This is a genomic window from Novosphingobium hassiacum, from assembly GCF_014196055.1.
Taxonomy (GTDB): Bacteria; Pseudomonadota; Alphaproteobacteria; order Sphingomonadales; family Sphingomonadaceae; genus Novosphingobium; species Novosphingobium hassiacum.
In genome coordinates this window covers 394,013-410,695 of the sequence record NZ_JACICY010000003.1, presented here as the reverse complement: position 1 = coordinate 410,695, position 16,683 = coordinate 394,013, and the positions used below count along the sequence as shown (strand labels likewise).

Annotated in this window: 10 protein-coding genes; 8 read left to right on the top strand and 2 right to left on the bottom strand. The window is 63.5% G+C overall.

All coding sequences use genetic code 11. The annotated features are described in order from the left end of the window. Positions 1-6: 6 nt before the first annotated feature. The 8 genes from cysS (at position 7) to GGQ88_RS09120 (ending at position 16,045) form a co-directional block, all read left to right on the top strand. On the top strand, positions 7-1,488 hold the full coding sequence (gene cysS / locus GGQ88_RS09155; RefSeq protein WP_183612834.1) for a cysteine--tRNA ligase: 1,482 nt from the start codon (positions 7-9) through the stop codon (positions 1,486-1,488). Positions 1,489-1,533: 45 nt separating this feature from the next. Then, positions 1,534-2,472: a D-2-hydroxyacid dehydrogenase gene (locus tag GGQ88_RS09150; protein ID WP_183612833.1), complete on the top strand. Its 939-nt coding sequence runs from the start codon at positions 1,534-1,536 to the stop codon at positions 2,470-2,472. A 163-nt stretch (positions 2,473-2,635) separates the two neighbouring features. After that, positions 2,636-4,312 carry an acetolactate synthase large subunit gene (locus GGQ88_RS09145; protein WP_183612832.1) on the top strand — a complete coding sequence of 559 codons (1,677 nt, stop codon included), beginning with the start codon at positions 2,636-2,638 and terminating at the stop codon, positions 4,310-4,312. A gap of 107 nt (positions 4,313-4,419) precedes the next feature. Further along, a complete protein-coding gene (locus GGQ88_RS09140; RefSeq protein ID WP_183612831.1) occupies positions 4,420-5,856 on the top strand; it encodes an aldehyde dehydrogenase family protein in 1,437 nt (478 codons plus the stop codon). A 166-nt stretch (positions 5,857-6,022) separates the two neighbouring features. Then, positions 6,023-7,441: a multiheme c-type cytochrome gene (locus tag GGQ88_RS09135; RefSeq protein WP_183612830.1), complete on the top strand. Its 1,419-nt coding sequence runs from the start codon at positions 6,023-6,025 to the stop codon at positions 7,439-7,441. Beyond that, entirely contained in the window at positions 7,441-9,420 is a 1,980-nt protein-coding gene (locus GGQ88_RS09130; protein ID WP_183612829.1) for a heme-binding protein, read from the top strand. The genes GGQ88_RS09135 and GGQ88_RS09130 overlap by 1 nt, the downstream gene beginning before the upstream one ends. Next, positions 9,420-11,459, top strand: coding sequence for a hypothetical protein (locus tag GGQ88_RS09125; RefSeq protein ID WP_183612828.1), 2,040 nt, complete (start codon positions 9,420-9,422; stop codon positions 11,457-11,459). The genes GGQ88_RS09130 and GGQ88_RS09125 overlap by 1 nt, the downstream gene beginning before the upstream one ends. An 11-nt stretch (positions 11,460-11,470) precedes the next feature. Further along, positions 11,471-16,045, top strand: coding sequence for a hypothetical protein (locus GGQ88_RS09120; RefSeq protein ID WP_246385694.1), 4,575 nt, complete (start codon positions 11,471-11,473; stop codon positions 16,043-16,045). Positions 16,046-16,095: 50 nt separating this feature from the next. On the opposite strand, the gene GGQ88_RS09115 is transcribed toward GGQ88_RS09120, so the two are convergent. Both GGQ88_RS09115 and GGQ88_RS09110 read right to left on the bottom strand, forming a co-directional pair. Next, positions 16,096-16,473 (bottom strand): hypothetical protein, encoded by a 378-nt coding sequence (locus GGQ88_RS09115; RefSeq protein WP_183612826.1) that lies wholly within the window; start codon positions 16,471-16,473, stop codon positions 16,096-16,098. Beyond that, positions 16,463-16,651 (bottom strand): hypothetical protein, encoded by a 189-nt coding sequence (locus tag GGQ88_RS09110; protein WP_183612825.1) that lies wholly within the window; start codon positions 16,649-16,651, stop codon positions 16,463-16,465. Before GGQ88_RS09110 ends, GGQ88_RS09115 begins: the two co-directional genes overlap by 11 nt. Positions 16,652-16,683: the final 32 nt, after the last annotated feature.

Sequence of the window (16,683 nt, the reverse complement as noted above, 5' to 3'; positions counted from 1 at the left end):
GGGGTCATGACGACCTCGCATTTGCCCTCCGTCGCTGCGTCCGCGCCGCTGAAGCTGTTCAACAGCCTGACCCGCGCGGTCGAGGCGTTCGAGCCGGTCCATCCCGGCGAGGCGCGGGTCTATTCATGCGGGCCGACGGTCTACAACTACCCGCATATCGGCAACATGCGCGCCTATGTCTTTGCCGACGTGCTCGGACGGGCGCTGTCGTTCAAGGGTTACAAGCTGACCCACGTCATCAACATCACCGATGTCGGCCACCTGACCGACGATGCGGATGCGGGCGAGGACAAGATGGAGCGGATGGCGGCTGCCAAGCAGCAATCGATCTGGGACATCGCCGAACACTACAAGCAGGCCTACTGGGCCGACGTGCGCGCGCTGAACATCCGCCAGCCGGCGCAGTGGACCGTGGCGACGGATTACGTTGCGCAGATGATCGCGTTCGCTGCGGGGATTGCGGACAAGCACTGCTACGAACTCGACAGCGGGCTCTATTTCGACGTCTCGACCGTGGCGGATTATGGGCGGTTGGCGCGCGCCCAGACCGACGATGGGGAAGGCCGGATCGATGCGGTCGAGGGCAAGCGCAACGCGGCCGACTTCGCGATCTGGCGCAAGACCCCAGCCGGTGAAAAGCGCCAGATGGAGTGGGACTCACCGTGGGGCAAGGGCGCTCCGGGCTGGCATCTCGAATGCTCGGTGATGTCGGGCGAAGTGCTCGGCTTTCCGTTCGACATTCACACCGGCGGCATCGATCACCGCGAGATCCATCACCCCAACGAAATCGCACAGAACCAGGCGTTCTGCTGCACCAACGGCCTCGACGTACCCGCCAATTCGGGCGCGCGGGTGTGGATGCACAACAACTTCCTCGTCGAGCGCTCCGGCAAGATGAGCAAGTCGTCGGGCGAATTCCTGCGGCTGCAACTGCTGATCGACAAGGGCTATCACCCGCTCGCCTACCGCATGATGTGCCTGCAGGCGCATTACCGTAGCGAGCTGGAGTTCTCGTGGGAGGGGCTGGGTGCGGCGCTGACGCGGTTGAAGCGGATGGTGATGGCGGTTGCGCAACTGAAGGAGCGCGCTGAGACAGGCGAAGTCCAACCGGGGCCACGTTTCGCGCCGTTCCTCGAACGGTTCGATGCCGCAGTTTCGGACGATCTGAACACCGCAGTCGCGCTGACTGTGTTCGACGAGGTACTGGCGCTCAAGAAGGTCGAACCGGCGGAGAAGCTGGCCGCGCTCGGCATGATGGACGCGGTGCTGGGGCTGGGCGTGCTGACGCTCGAGCGCACCGATCTGCGGATCAAGCCGAAGGACGTGGACGTCGACGAAGCGGATATTGCCGCTACTTTGGACGCGCGCAGGGAAGCCCGTGCCGCAAAGGATTTTGCCCGCTCTGACGCGCTTCGCGATGAACTCGCGGCCAAAGGCGTTGAGGCGATGGACGGCGATCCGCTGGGCTGGGAGTGGAAACTGGCGTAATGCTCCGTCAGCGTTAAGACGACGTAGCCAGCGGGAGAGCTCATTATGACCGTCCTTGTAATGAACTCCCTTGCTGCGCCGATGGTTCAGAGCCGGTTGCCGGACTGGGTGAAGCCGCGCTTTTTCAGCACGACGCAGGAGTTGCTCGAGCTGGCTCCCGACGCCGAAATTGGGTGGATGGATCTGAACGAGAAGGACGCGATGGTGACGGCTATTGCCAGCGCGACGCGGCTGAAGTGGCTCAATTCGATCTATGCGGGTGTCGATGGCATGCCGCTCGACATGCTGCGCGAGCGCGGGGTGGTGCTGACCAATGGCGTCGGGATCAACGCGATCACGATTGCCGAATATGTCGTCATGGCGTTGCTGACCGTCGCCAAGGGTTATCGCGAAGTGGTGCGCGCTCAGGACCGGCATGAGTGGCTGCTCGACGCGCCGGGCAAGGTCGAGCTGGCGGGAAGTCGCGCGCTGATCATCGGCTACGGCGCGATCGGGCAGGGTGTCGAGCGGCGGCTGGCAGGCTTCGATGTCGATGTGGTAAAGGTTCGGCGATCGGCGGGTGAGGGCGCGCTGGGGCCGGAGGAATGGCGGGGACAACTGGGGGCCTTCGACTGGGTGATTCTGGCGGTGCCCGCAACGGCTGAAACCGACGCGATGATCGGGGCGGCGGAGCTTGCCGCAATGAAGCCGACGGCGACGTTGATCAATGTGGCGCGCGGAAGCGTGATCGATCAGGACGCGCTGGTTGCGGCGCTGACGGCAGGACGCCCGGGCAGCGCGTTTCTCGATGTAACCACGCCCGAGCCTCTGCCAGCCGACCATCCGCTGTGGAGCCTGCCCAACGCGCATGTTTCGATGCACCTTTCGGGTCGTTCGCAGACGCGCATGTTCGAGCGGTCGGTTACGCGCTTTCTGGAAAACCTGGACCGGTTTGGACGCGGTGAGCCACTTCAGCCGCAAGTTGACCTTTCTTTGGGCTATTGAACGCATGGCGTGACACCGCCGCTATGGTTTGTTAGGCCTGTCCGCAGGGGCAGGTGCGGCGGCCATAACGGTACGCACCGATGACACGCTCCGTGGGGTCGCATCCAGTTTGGGAAGAGAGGCGCTGGCTTGCCCTGCGTCTCCTTGCAGGAGCGACGCGATAATGTCCGAAGGCAGCAATCATTCCACCGGTGGCCAGAAGGCTTCCGATCTGTTCATCGAGTGCCTCGAGGAAGAGGGCTGCGAGTACATCTTTGGTGTCCCGGGCGAGGAAAACCTCGACTTCCTCGATTCGCTGTCACGCTCGACCAAGATCAAGCTTATCCTGACGCGGCACGAACAGGGCGCGGGCTTCATGGCCGCGACTTATGGCCGTCACACCGGCAAGACCGGCGTGTGCATCGCGACATTGGGCCCGGGCGCGACCAACTTCGTGACCGCTGCTGCCTATGCCACGCTGGGCGGCATGCCGATGATGATGATCACCGGGCAAAAGCCGATCAAGAAATCGAAGCAGGGTCGCTTCCAGATCCTCGACGTGGTGTCGATGATGGGGCCGATCACCAAATTTACGCACCAGATGGCGTCATCGGACAACATCCCCAGCCGCGTGCGCGAAGCGTACCGCTTGGCCGAGGAGGAAAAGCCCGGCGCGACGCATATCGAGCTGCCCGAGGACATCGCCGACGAACACACCGATTCGCGTCCGCTGAAGCGTAGCCTGGTCCGGCGTCCCAACGCCGACGCCAAGTCCATCGCGCAGGCGATCGAGGCATTGCACGGTGCCAAGGCGCCGGTGCTGGTGATCGGCGCGGGTGCCAATCGCAAGCTGACCGGCAAGATGTTGAGGGAATTCGTCGAAAAGTCGGGCATCCCGTTCCTGACGACGCAGCTTGGCAAGGGCGTGATCGATGAGCGGCACCCCAAGTTCCTGGGTTGCGCGGCCCTTTCTGCGGGCGATTTCGTCCATCGTGCAGTCGAAGATGCCGACCTGATCATCAACGTCGGCCACGACGTGATCGAAAAGCCGCCGTTCTTCATGCGTGAAGGCGGGACGCCGGTGATCCACGTCTCGACCAAGACCGCCGAAGTCGATCCGGTCTACTTCCCGACGATCGAGGTGATCGGCGATATCGCCAATGCGATCTGGCAGATGAAGGAAGCGATCACGCCGAATCCTGCCTGGAACTTCGACCATATGCTGGCCTACCGCGCGGCGGAAGTTGCCCACACCGCACCGCTTGCCTCCGATGCGCGCTTCCCGATCTTCCCGCCGCATCTTGTGCAGGCGATCCGCGATTCGTTGCCGGAGGACGGGATCATCTGTCTCGACAACGGGGTCTACAAGATCTGGTTCGCGCGCGGATTTACCGCCTATCATCCCAACACGGTGCTGCTCGACAATGCGCTCGCCACGATGGGCGCGGGGCTGCCGTCGGCGATGATGAGCGCGATGCTCTATCCCGATCGCAAGGTCATGGCGATCTGTGGGGACGGCGGGTTCATGATGAACAGCCAGGAGATGGAAACAGCGGTCCGGCTCGGGCTGAATCTGACGGTGCTGATCCTCAACGACAGCTCCTACGGAATGATTCGCTGGAAGCAGGCCAATATGGGCTTCGAGGATTTTGGACTTACTTATGGCAACCCCGATTTCGTCAAGTATGCCGAGGCTTACGGCGCGAACGGGTATCGCGTGGAGAGTGCCGCGCATCTGCGTGAGCTGCTCGATCACTGCAACTCGACGCCGGGGGTTCATCTGATCGACTGCCCGGTCGACTATTCGGAGAACGACCAGATCCTGAACAAGGATATCAAGGAACTGTCGAAGGCGCTTTGACGCGTTTTCCCCCTCCTGCTTGCGGGAGGGGGCAGGGGTGGGCATATCTGCTGCCCCAGCAAGGCCCACCCCCGGCCCCTCCCGCAGGCGGGAGGGGGGAGAGATCCATGACCCAGCTCAAAGACGTCTATCCGCTCTATCTCAACAACAAGGCAGTGCAGCCCAACACCGACCTCAAGGTGACCGACAAGTTCACCGGCGAAGTCGCGTTTCGCACCGCTCTCGCCACGCCCGACGTGATCGACGAAGCAATCGCGGGCGCGGTGCGCGCGGCCGAGCCGATGGCGCGGTTGGCGAGCTATGAGAAGCGCGACGTGCTCGACCACTGCGTAAAGCGGTTTGACGAGCGCAAGGACGAGCTGGCCTATGCGCTCTGCGTCGAGGCGGGCAAGCCGATTGCCGATTCGGAAGGCGAAGTGGGCCGCTTGATCGACACGTTCCGCATCGCTGCCGAAGAAGCGACGCGCAATTATGGTGAGGTCCAGCCGCTGGATATTTCGCCCCGCGCCAAGGGTTACATGGGCATGTGGAAGCGCGTGCCGATCGGGCCGTGCAGCTTCATCTCGCCGTTCAACTTCCCGCTGAACCTGGCTGCGCACAAGATCGCCCCGGCCATCGCGATGGGCTGTCCGTTCGTGATGAAACCCGCTTCGCTGACGCCACTGGGCGCGATCATCATGGGCGAAGTGCTGGCCGAATGCGATGTGCTGCCCGAGGGCGCGTTCTCGATCCTGCCGGCCAGCCGCGACGGCGCGGACCTGTTCACCACCGATGAGCGGCTCAAGCTGCTCTCGTTCACCGGATCGCCGGGCGTGGGCTGGGAGCTGAAGGCCAAGGCGGGCAAGAAGAAGGTCGTGCTGGAGCTGGGCGGGAACGCTGCGGTGGTGGTCGACAAGGACGCCGATCTGGATCACGCGCTCGCGCGCGTGATCTTCGGCGGGTACTATCAGTCGGGCCAGTCGTGCATCCATGTCCAGCGTGTGATCATCCACGCCGATATCTATGACACGTTCCGCGACAGGTTGGCCGATCAGGTAAAGGCGCTCAAGTCCGGGGATCCCAAGGTGCGCGAGACGTTCATCGGACCGATGATCTCGGCCAAGGAAGCGCAGCGCCTGAAGGACTGGATCGACGCGGCGGTGGCTGGTGGCGCGCGGTTGCTGGCAGGCGGCGGGTGCGAGGGCAACATGCTCGAGGCGACGCTGCTCGAAGGCTGCACGCGCGAGATGGACGTCTATACCGAAGAAGCATTCGGCCCGGTGGTGATTCTGTCGAAGTTCACCGACTGGGATGCCGCGCTCGACGAGGTCAACGACAGCAAGTTCGGCCTGCAGGCGGGGCTGTTCACGTCCGATCTGCACAAGGTTATGGACGCGTGGGACAGGCTCGACGTGGGCGGAATCGTGGTCAACGACGTGTCGAGCTACCGCGTCGACAACATGCCTTATGGCGGGGTGAAGGATTCGGGCCTGGGCCGCGAGGGCATCCGCTTTGCCATGGAAGACATGTCAGAAATCCGCAACATGGTCATCCGCCGTCGGTAAAGGTTCTGCAAAGCGCCGGAAATCTGTCGGAAACATGAATAGTGACTTGAATCGCAGGGGCATCGTGCCCTAGTCTGTCCATATCGGGGTCGCATTGCAGCACTTCCGGCAGCGCATGATAAAGGGCAAAGCCCGATCATGCGGGGACCGGTGGGGACGAGGGGCAATGCTCGATATTTTCGTGTCTTTTCGGCGGCTAGCGGCGTGGTGCCGCGCTGTGCCTCGTGCAGGAGCGCTGGCTGTCGCCGCGTGCCTGGCTATGGCCGGTGCTGCGTTGGGCGCTTCTGCGCTGATTTCACCCGCTGCGGTCCAGGCGCAAAGCGCCGGGGCGACGTTGCGTGGACATCAGGGCGTAGCCTCGTGCGCGGGATCGACATGCCACGGTCGCAGTGCGGCGGACGGCACAGTTGTGCGCCAGGACGAAGTTTTGCGCTGGCAGGAGGAATCCTCGCCAACGGGTTCGCACAGCCGCGCCTGGGCATCGGTGCAGGAACCCCGCGGGCAAGCGATCGTGCGGCGGATGGGTCTCGATGCGGCAGGCGTTCAGCGCGAATGCGCCGGATGTCATGCCTCGCCAGGAGCCGCGCGCGCGTCGGACGGCGTCGATTGCGAAGCATGTCACGGCGCGTCAAGCGGCTGGCTCGCCTCACATTACACGGTCGGCGCAAGCCACGCGCGCAATGTCGCGCAGGGCATGACCAATCTCGTCAACCCCCAGGTCAAGGCGCAGGTCTGCCTCGATTGCCACTTCTCGGGCGACGCCAAGGGGCAGTTCATCGCGCACCGGATCATGGCGGCCGGCCACCCGCGGATCTCGTTCGAGCTCGACCTGTTCACGACGCTGCAGCAGCATCACGATGAAGACGCCGACTATGTGCGGCGCAAGGGCGGCAAGACCAATTCGATGCGGATGTGGGCTGTCGGGCAGGCCGAGGCGGTCAAGCGCAGCCTCGAACTGTTCAGCCAGCCGGCGCGCGCGATGGACGGGATCTTCCCCGAATTTACGTTCTACGATTGCCATTCCTGCCACCGCCGCATCTATGACAACGAGGAAGGCGGTGTATCTGCCGTCGCCAACCCGGGTCGCCCGATCGCGCGGGGCATGCCGCCCTACAACGACGAGAACATGATCATGCTGCTGGCAGCGGCGCGCGCTGTCGCCCCGGATGCGGCGGCTGCGTTCGACGCGAAGAGCAAGGCGTTCCACCGCGCGATGGGTGCAAACCGTGCGGAGACGGTCGCTGCGGCACAGGCCTTGCGCCAGTCGGCCGATCAGCTCTCATCGCGCTTTGCGTCGGCGGCATTCACCCGCGAGCAGACCTTTGCGATCATGGATTCGATTGCCAGCGATGCCATCGGTGAGCGGTTCACCGACTACGAAGGCGCGGTGCAGTCGGTCATGGCAGTGGACACGCTGCTCAACGGACTGGTCAATCAGGGCATGGTGCCGGCGGGGTCGGCGACCAACCTGCGCGTGCAGATCAACCAAGCCTACGCAGCGGTGCGTGACCCTAATGGCTTCCAGCCGCTTGCATTCCGGCGCGCCCTTGGCGGAGCCGTGCGATCGATCCGGAGCCTGCGTTGATGCGTCTGCCCTTGGCCCTGCGCCAGACCACGGCGATTGCCCTGTCGTTTTCGCTTGCGCTGGCAGGCTGCGGGGGCGGCGATTCTGGCTCTGGTACGACGTTCGAACCGACGCCCACGCCAGCCGCCGCATCGCGCTTCTTTGCCGACCCTGCGCAGGAATCGCTGTCGGTCAGCGAAGTTCAGCAGATCGTGGCCCAGGCGGTGGGTGAGGCGCGCGCGCTCAACTATCCGGCGATCATCGCCGTGGTCGATCGCGTCGGTAATGTGCTCGCGGTGTTCCGCATGAATGGCGCTGCGACGCGGATGTTCACCAGCCGCCGCACCGCAACGGGTGAGATTTCGCCGCGTGAGGTCGATGCACAGGGGCTCGAAGTCGAAGCGACGATGGGCGCGATCTCGAAGGCTGTTACAGCCGCCTACCTGTCATCGAGCGGCAATGCCTTCTCTACCCGCACCGCCAGCATGATCGTGCAGGAGCATTTCCCGCCCGCGCCGAATACGCCGGGACTGGAGTCGGGCCCGCTGTTCGGTGTGCAGTTCAGTTCGCTTCCGTGCTCAGACCTGGCCGCGCGGTTCAGCACAGGCAACGCGGGCGCTGCGGCGTTCATCGGTCCCAAGCGCGCGCCGCTCGGCCTCGCGGCCGATCCCGGCGGGTTGCCGCTGTACAAGAACGGCGTGGTCGTGGGCGGCATCGGCGTGATGGCCGATGGCGATTACGGCTTCGATCCGAACGTGACCGACGTCGATGGCGATCCGGAAGAGTTCATGGCACTCGCCGGGATTCAGGGTTTCGCGCCCGCCGCTGACATTCGCGCGGACAGGATCACGGTCGACGGATCGACGTTGCGCTTCGCCGATGCGCGGATCGAAGGACTGCACCCGCTTCAGACCAGCTTCGCCGCGATCAGTGGCTCGATCGGTACGCTGATTCCGGTGCGGGGCTATTATGATGGCACCGGCGTTGTCGCTGGTACGCCCTATGGCACGGAAAAGTCCGGCATTCGCCGCGCGACTTCCGCCGAGTTTTCACTTGCCGATGCCTATGTGCTTTCGAACGGGTCGGGCGCCAATCGCTACCCTGTCAAGGCAGCGACCGACGGCGGCACGACCAGCCAACCGCTGACCGCTGCCGAAGTACGCGCCGTGCTGGAAGAAGCGTTCACGATCATGACGCGCGCCCGCGCGCAGATCCGCCGCCCGCTCGACAGCCGGGCGCAAGTCTCGATCTCGGTCGTCGATACATTCGGCGAGGTGCTCGGGCTGGTGCGCGGCCCGGACGCGCCGATCTTCGGGATCGACGTTTCGTTGCAAAAAGCGCGAACCGCCGCGTTCTTCTCGAACAGTGTCGCCGCGCAGCAGTTGAATGATGACACCGACGCCGAGATTCCGGCGTTCGTGCAGCGCGCGCGCGACTTTTTTGGGGACCAGACCGCGTTGACCGGCAAGATCGCGTTCGGCGACCGGTCCGGCGGCAATATCTCGCGTCCGTTCTATCCCGATGGCGAAGTGGGACGCCCCCATGGCCCGCTGTCGCGCCCGATCACCGATTTCAGTCCGTTCGCCACCGGCTTGCAGATCGCGCTGGTCAAGGCGAACCTGCTTCAGCACGCGGTGTTTGTCGAAGGTCGGCTGAATGCGCGCGATGTCGTCCAGACCTGTACTGCCGTGCCGGACGGCCCGACCGGCAAGAAGCGCCTCGCCAATGGCATTCAGATCTTTCCGGGCTCGGTCCCGATCTATCGCGGCAACCAGCTTGTCGGCGCGATCGGAATTTCGGGCGATGGCATCGATCAGGACGACATGATCTCGTTCCTGGGCACGCACAACGGCGGGTTGAAGGTGGGCGGTATCGGCAATGCGCCCAAGGCCATCCGCGCCGACACGCTGACGCCGGCCGGGGTGCGGCTGCGCTACGTCAACTGCCCGTTCGCGCCGTTCCTCGACACCCCTGAACAGAACGCCTGCGAGGGCAAGTGATGCAGCAGGTCCTTGCCTTGATCGCACCAGCGCTGGGGATTGGTCATCCGGCTCCCTTGCCCGCGAATATGCCGTATCGGGCGCTTCTGGCGCAGCAGGCGGGTGAAGCTGGGGCGATGGCGTCGCAAGAGGCTCCGGCTGCAGAGCAGCTGGTCGTCGCGCTGCCACCTTTACCCGATGCCAACGCATTGCCCGGGGGCGAGACCGAAGCGGATCAAGCGCTGATCGACGGTCGCCGCCGTCCCGGCTTCAACAAGCAGCTTCCCGATCGCGTCGAGCAGGACAATCCCGGCGCAGTCGGTGCGCCACCGCCCGAAGCGTTCTACGACAAGTACGAAGGCGAGGGGCCGGTCGGCGATCTCGGGCTGGACGTAGCGCTTCCCGATCGCTGGCGGATCATGTCGAGCCTGTGCCCGCAAAAAGACAAGGCGACCGGGCAGACGGATCGTGCGCTGTACACGCTGTTTCCCAAGCTGGCTTATGTATGTCACTCCAAGCTCGATCCGTTTCATCACAACCTGCTGAAGGGCGATTTGCCGCTGGCCAAGGGTAAGCGGCCGGGCTTCCTGAAGGGTGAGGACTGGTTCCTGCTGCTTGGAGGTGTGTCGGACACAGTGGTCGAGCCGCGCAGCTTCCCGATCCCGGTCGGCAACCAGACGACGACCAACCCGAACGAAATCGATACGTTCGGGCGCAGCCACAGTCTGGTGCTGTCGCAGACGTTCATTGTCAGCGCGTCGCTGCTCAAGGGCATGACCGCTTACAAGCCGCCGGTCGTGGAATATCGCATCGCGGTGGCGGGCAACCTCAACCATGTGCAGGTGCCTGAACGCCGTGTGCTGTTCGTCGAGCCGTCGAAGGGCACGCGCCGCACCGATGGTTTCATCGGCCTGCAGGAAGCGTTCATCGACTATCACATCGGCCGGTTCGACACGAAGCGGTACGATTTCGTCTCAGTCCGTACCGGCATCCAGCCGATGCAGTCCGATTTTCGCGGGTTCCTGTTCAACGACAACCAGCTTGGCGTGCGCCTGTTCGGCAACCGCGACAACAATCGTTTCCAGTTCAATCTGGCAGCGTTCTGGCGATTGGAGAAAGAGACCAACTCCGGCCTCAACGATGTCAGCCGCGCGCCGCGCAACGATTTCGTGTTCATGGCGAACCTGTACCGTCAGGATTTCCCGGTCGTCGGCCTGACCAGCCAGATCTCGGCCACTTACAACATGAACCGTGAGCGCAACGAGATTACGGTCGATACCAACGGCTTCCCCGTGCGCCCTGCGCTGTTGGGCGACTTGCGCGGGCGCGAATACGATGTGGTCTATCTGGGCTACGCTGCCGATGGACGCATCGGACGCGTCAACCTGACCGGCCAGTTCTATGCCGCACTGGGCGAAGATCGGAACAACTTCCTGACCAGCCGCCCCGCTGAAATCCGCGCGTTCATGGCGGCGGCCGAAGCCAGCTATGATATCGACTGGACCCGCATCCGCCTGTCGGGGCTGTGGGCGAGCGGCGACAGCGACCCTTATGACAAGGTCGAAGGCGGGTTCGACGCGATCTTCGAGAATCCGCAATTTGCGGGCGCGGACACCAGCTACTGGATCCGCCAGACCATCCCGTTCGCAGGTGGCGGGCGCGCGGTCTCGCTTAACGGTCGCAACGGCATCTTGAACTCGGTGCGCACCTCGAAAGAGCAGGGGCAGTCGAACTTCACCAATCCCGGCACGATCCTGGCCGGGCTGGGAGCGGACTTCGACCTGACGCCGACCACGCGCGTCTCGACCAATATCAACCACTTGTGGTTCGCCAACACCAAGGTGCTGCAAGTTCTGCGCAACGAAGGCTCGATCGCGCGCGATATCGGGTTCGACGTCTCGGTCTCGGCAATCTGGCGGCCGAATGCGTCGCAGAACCTGGTATTCCGCCTGTCGGGCGCGGTGCTCGAGCCCGGTGGCGGGTTCGATGACCTGTTCGCCCAGCAGGGCAAAGCCACCCGTTTCTACTCCGTCCTCGCCAACGCGACTCTGGCTTTCTGATGACCCAACCCATGACCCTTCAGCGCCGCAAACGTTCGATCCCCCTGGCTTGGGCAGTGGCGGCGCTTGCTGCGCTGCTGGTGCCGAGCGCGCTTTACGCCTCGGGCGAGGAACCGGCGCAGAAGGTTACGCATACGCGCGCGCCGGCCGCACCGCGCGGCCAGCCGGGTGATACGCCTGAAGAGCAGTGGGCCTATGTCGACAAGCAGAATACAGGCTGCGTCAGCTGCCATACGCAAAGCGATCACCGTACGATGCACGCCAGTCCGGCGGTCGTGCTGTCGTGCGTCGATTGTCATGGTGGCGATACCAAGGTCGTCGCCGATCGGTCGTGGAACCCGAAATCGATGGAGTACATGGGCGCGCTGAAGGATGCCCACGTGCTGCCCAAGTATCCCGTTGCATGGGGCTGGCCGTCGTCGGCTAACCCGAAACGGTCGTACGCGTTGATGGGCAAGGAAAGCCCTGAATTCATTCGTTTCGTCAACCCGTCGGACTACCGCGTCGCGCGCGATTCGTGCGGCGCGTGCCACATGCAGATCATCGAGGCGTCGGAACGATCGCTGATGACGACGGGCGCGATGCTGTGGGGCGGCGCGGCCTATAACAACGGCATCGTGCCGTTCAAGAACTACCTGTTCGGCGAAAGCTTCACCCGCAACGGCGAGCCTGCGCTGGTCAAGTCGGCGTCGAAGGAAATCGGCCCGGACGGTAAGCCAATGTGGGGCACGGTCACCCCGAGGGAGAAGGCGCGCGGGGCGCTGCCAGTCATGTATCCGCTGCCTCGCTGGCACACGATCCCGCCGGGCGACGTGTTCCGCGTGTTCGAGGATGGTGGCCGCACGATCAATCCGCAGTTCCCCGAAATCGGATTGCCCAACTCGACCGGGTTGATCCAGCGTCTGGACGAGCCGGGCCGTCCGGACCTCAAGCAGTCGAACCGTGGTCCTGCGACGGGCTTGCGCGTGGCAATTCCGGTGCTGAACATCCACAAGACGCGCCTCAACGACCCGTTCCTGTACCAGATGGGCACGAACGACCAGCCGGGCGATTATCGCTCGTCGGGTTGTGCCGCGTGCCACGTCATCTATGCCAATGACCGCGAACCGCGCCACAGCATGAACTACGGCAAGTGCGGGCGTGACGGTCAGACGGTTACCGCCGATCCCACGATCAACGGCTTGCGCGAAGGCGAGCATCGCAAGGGTGCCTACGGCAGCTACGATGCAGCCAAGGAAGAGCATCACGACAAGGTTCGCGGCACCGTGCTTGGCGGCAAAGCCGCTTACAAGGGCGGCGATCGGTCGGATCCGGAGCAGTCTGCCGACATGGAAGCCGACTGTGCCCGCGCAATCTCGTCGGCCGAGCAACTGGTCTACGCGCCTGCGAAGGGCGTTGCCCCGCATGGCACGATGGACAGTGGCAAGATGGATCAGGCGTCGGCCCACGCGATGGCGGGGCTGGACGAGAAGGGCCATGCCAAGACCGGTGATCATGGTGATGAGCATGGCGCTGGCGGCCCGGTGAAGTTGCAGGATCGCGAACGCGGACACCCGCTGGTCCACGCATTCACGCGCGCGATCCCCACCGCGCAATGCATGAACTGCCACATGCACCAGCCGAACATCTTCCTGAATTCCTACCTCGGCTACACGATGTGGGACTATGAATCCGACGCGCCGACGATGTGGCCCGGGCCCGAGAACAAGGCGCCCAAGCCTGCGGGCATGTCGGACGAGGATTACGCCAAGACGTTCAAGAAGCAGTTCTATCCGAACATCGACGAGCAGCGTGAAGTGCTCGACCGCAATCCCGAGGGTGCGTCCACCCGTGGGCTGTGGCGCGATGTCGAGTTCTTGCGCAACGTCTATGACGTGAACGATCAGACCAAGGACACGCAGTTCGCCGATTACCACGGCCACGGCTGGAACTTCCGCTCGATCCTCAAGCGTGACCGCCGCGGCAACCTGCTCGACGAGGACGGCGACATGACGTCCTACGGCACTGACACCGCGCACATCATCGACCCGAGCGACCCGCAGAAGTTCCGCAAAGCTGGCGAGGGCAAGTTCGTAGATGCCGGGGAAAATCCGGGCAAGAGCGTCCACATGATGGACATCCATGCCCAGATCGGGATGCAGTGCGCCGATTGTCACTTCTCGCAGGACAGCCACGGCAATGGCATGATCTATGGCGAAGTAGCCAACGCGGTCGAGATCGGATGCAAGGATTGCCACGGCACGCCCGACGCCTATCCGACGCTGCTCACGTCGAACTTGGCCGCGCCCGAAAAGGGCAACAACCTGTCGCTGCTGCGCAACGCCGATGGCCAGCGCCGCTTCGAATGGTCGAATGAAGCCGATGGTCGGCGGACGCTGACACAGCGGTCGATCATCGATCCGAACCTGTCGTGGCGCGTCAGCCTGGTGAAGGATTCAGTCGACGCGCGCTATGCCGGAACGATGGACGCTTCGGGCAAGCCGATCTTCAATCCCAAGGCGGCGCGTGCCAAGCTGATGGCCAAGTCCGCGTCGGATACCGGCGAATACAAGTTCGGCACGGGCATTCCCAAGGCCGAGCGCGCGCATGGCGACGACGATATGGCGTGCTTCACCTGCCACCTTTCGTGGACAACCTCGTGCGCGGGCTGCCACCTGCCGATCGAGGCAAACTGGAAGTCGGCCACGCACAAGTACGAGGAAGACTACACCCGCAACTACGCGACCTATAACCCGCAGGTCGCGCGCGATGATATGTTCCAACTGGGCAAGCATCAGCGCAACAAGTCTTCGGGCAGCGATCCGGTGAAGTTCGACGCCAGTGGCAACCCGGTTTCGGGCAAGGCGATTACAGCGCCGATCCGTTCGACTTCGGCGCTGATCCTGTCATCGACCAACATCAACCGCGAGCGCATCTATGTGCAGCAGCCGCCGATTTCCTCGATCGGTTACTCTTCGCAGGCCTTCGCACCGCACTTCCCGCACACGGTTCGCAAGAACGAAACCAAGCAATGCACCGATTGCCACGTCAGCAAGGATGACGACAACAACGCGACAATGGCGCAGCTGCTGTTGCTCGGCACGAACTATGTGAACTTCGTCGGCATGAATGCGTGGTTCGGACTCGATGGCGGGTTCGAGGCGGTACGCGTGACCGAATGGGACGAACCGCAAGCCGTGATCGGATCGTACCTGCACCGCTACGCCTACCCGGATTACTGGAGCCAGCACGTCGACAAGAACGGGCGCGAGCTGAAGAACTGGACGCGTGGCAAGATCATAGATGGCAAGCTGTCGGGTGAAACCACCGGGCAGGAACAGTTCGCCAACGTGGTCGAAGGCACCAAGGACTCGGTCCGCTGCTTGCAGATGCGCGGCGAATACATGTTCGTGGCCGAGGGCAAGGGTGGCTTCCGCGCCTATGACATCGCGGCCATTGGCAACAAGGGCTTCTCGGAGCGGATCGTCAAGGCACCGTTCTCGCCGCTCGGGCATGACACGCACGTCGCCTCGACCAACGCCACCTGCATGGCGCTGCCGACCAATCAGGCGATCGCGCCTACCCGCAGCACGCCTGAACTGCGCGGGCTCAACCAGGAACAGCCGTTCTCGCCGATCTACCACTATGCGTTCGTGACCGATGCGGTCGAAGGGTTGATCGCGGTCAATGTCGATACGCTGGCAGATGGCGAATTCCGCAACAACTACTTCGAACGCGCACTGACCTTCAATCCGGACGGTGTGCTGAGCGGCGCGCGTCACATCACGCTGGCAGGCGACTACGCCTACGTCGTCACCGACAAGGCACTGGTGACTGTGCACCTCACCAAGCCGTGGTCACCGGACAAGCCCTGCGAGGTAAGCGCGGCCAAGGGTGGTGAAACCTGCCTCGATCCGCGCATTACCTCGGTAGTGCCGTTGCGCGACCCGCGCGCTACGGCGATGCAGTTCCGCTACCTGTGGGTGACGACGGCCAATGGCCTCGAGCTGATGGACGTGACCAACCTGGCGCAGCCAAAGGCGGTTGCGGGCGCGGTGGTGCCACTGGCCGATGCCCGCCGCGTCTATCTGGCGCGCACTTATGCCTATGTCGCTGCCAAGTCGCAGGGGCTGGTGATCGTCGATATCACCGCGCCGACGCGGCCGTCGATCTACGCCAGTTATACCGCCGACGGGCAATTGAACGATGCCGAGGATGTGATCGTCGCATCGACCAACGCCTCGCTCTTCGCGTATGTCGCCGATGGTCGGAACGGGATGAAGGTGCTGCAGCTGACATCACCATCGAGCCAGCCCAACTTCTACGGCTTTTCGCCGGAACCCAAGCCCGAGTTGATCGCCTGGGCGCGGACGCCGACGCCGGCACTGGCGTTGTCGAAGGGGCTCGACCGCGATCGCGGGGTGGATGAGACGGGCGGACAGATGGCGGTATTCGGCCGCCTTGGCTCGCGCCCGTTCAACCGAGCAGAAATGGAAGAGCTGTTCCTCAACAGCAAGGGCGAATTGTTCCGCGTGTCGAATGCGGTTGATATGACCAAGTGGGTCGGCGCGAAGCCAGCGCCGATGCTGGCACGCTCAGCACCCTGATCATCCGAGATGGAGAGGGCTGGGCGCCAGTGCTGGCGCCCAGTGTGCCCTTAGTCCTCGTCGAGCAGGAGGATTTCGCACTCGACTTCCATGAGCGGGGCAGGGAGCAGTTCGTGATCGACGCGCACGACGCTCGCGTCGGCGACAAGCTTGCCCCGCAGCCGAAACTCATGATCGGGCAGGAGCGCGATCAGACGTTCGCCGTCGCTGACAGCATCGCTTCCGGAAAAGCGCATGACGATCGCGTGGCGCGCACCCGAAAACGTTATGCTGGCCCACGGGGATTCGCGGTGTTCGATCAGCTCGACCAAGGGGCCGGCAAGTTCGCGGACCTCGCGCAGCAGGCGTTCGCCGGGTGGCAAGCGACGTGGGGGGAGAGTTGTCGTTGCTTCGGACTTGGTCTCGAAAGCCGTAACGTCAAGCAGCATGGACATATCCTCCAAATTCGTTCATGAAATGTTCCACGCGCTGCACCATCGCGGTACGTGGCTCGCGGCCGTTGCGCAGGTCGCCCACAAGGCGGGGGTCCTGCGCAGCCAGACGCCCGAATTTGGTCACCGGCATGCCAGTGCTGCTGAGGAATTTCTCGATCTTGCGAATGAGCATCGTAGCGGACCTGCCGAAGAAAACTGTGAACC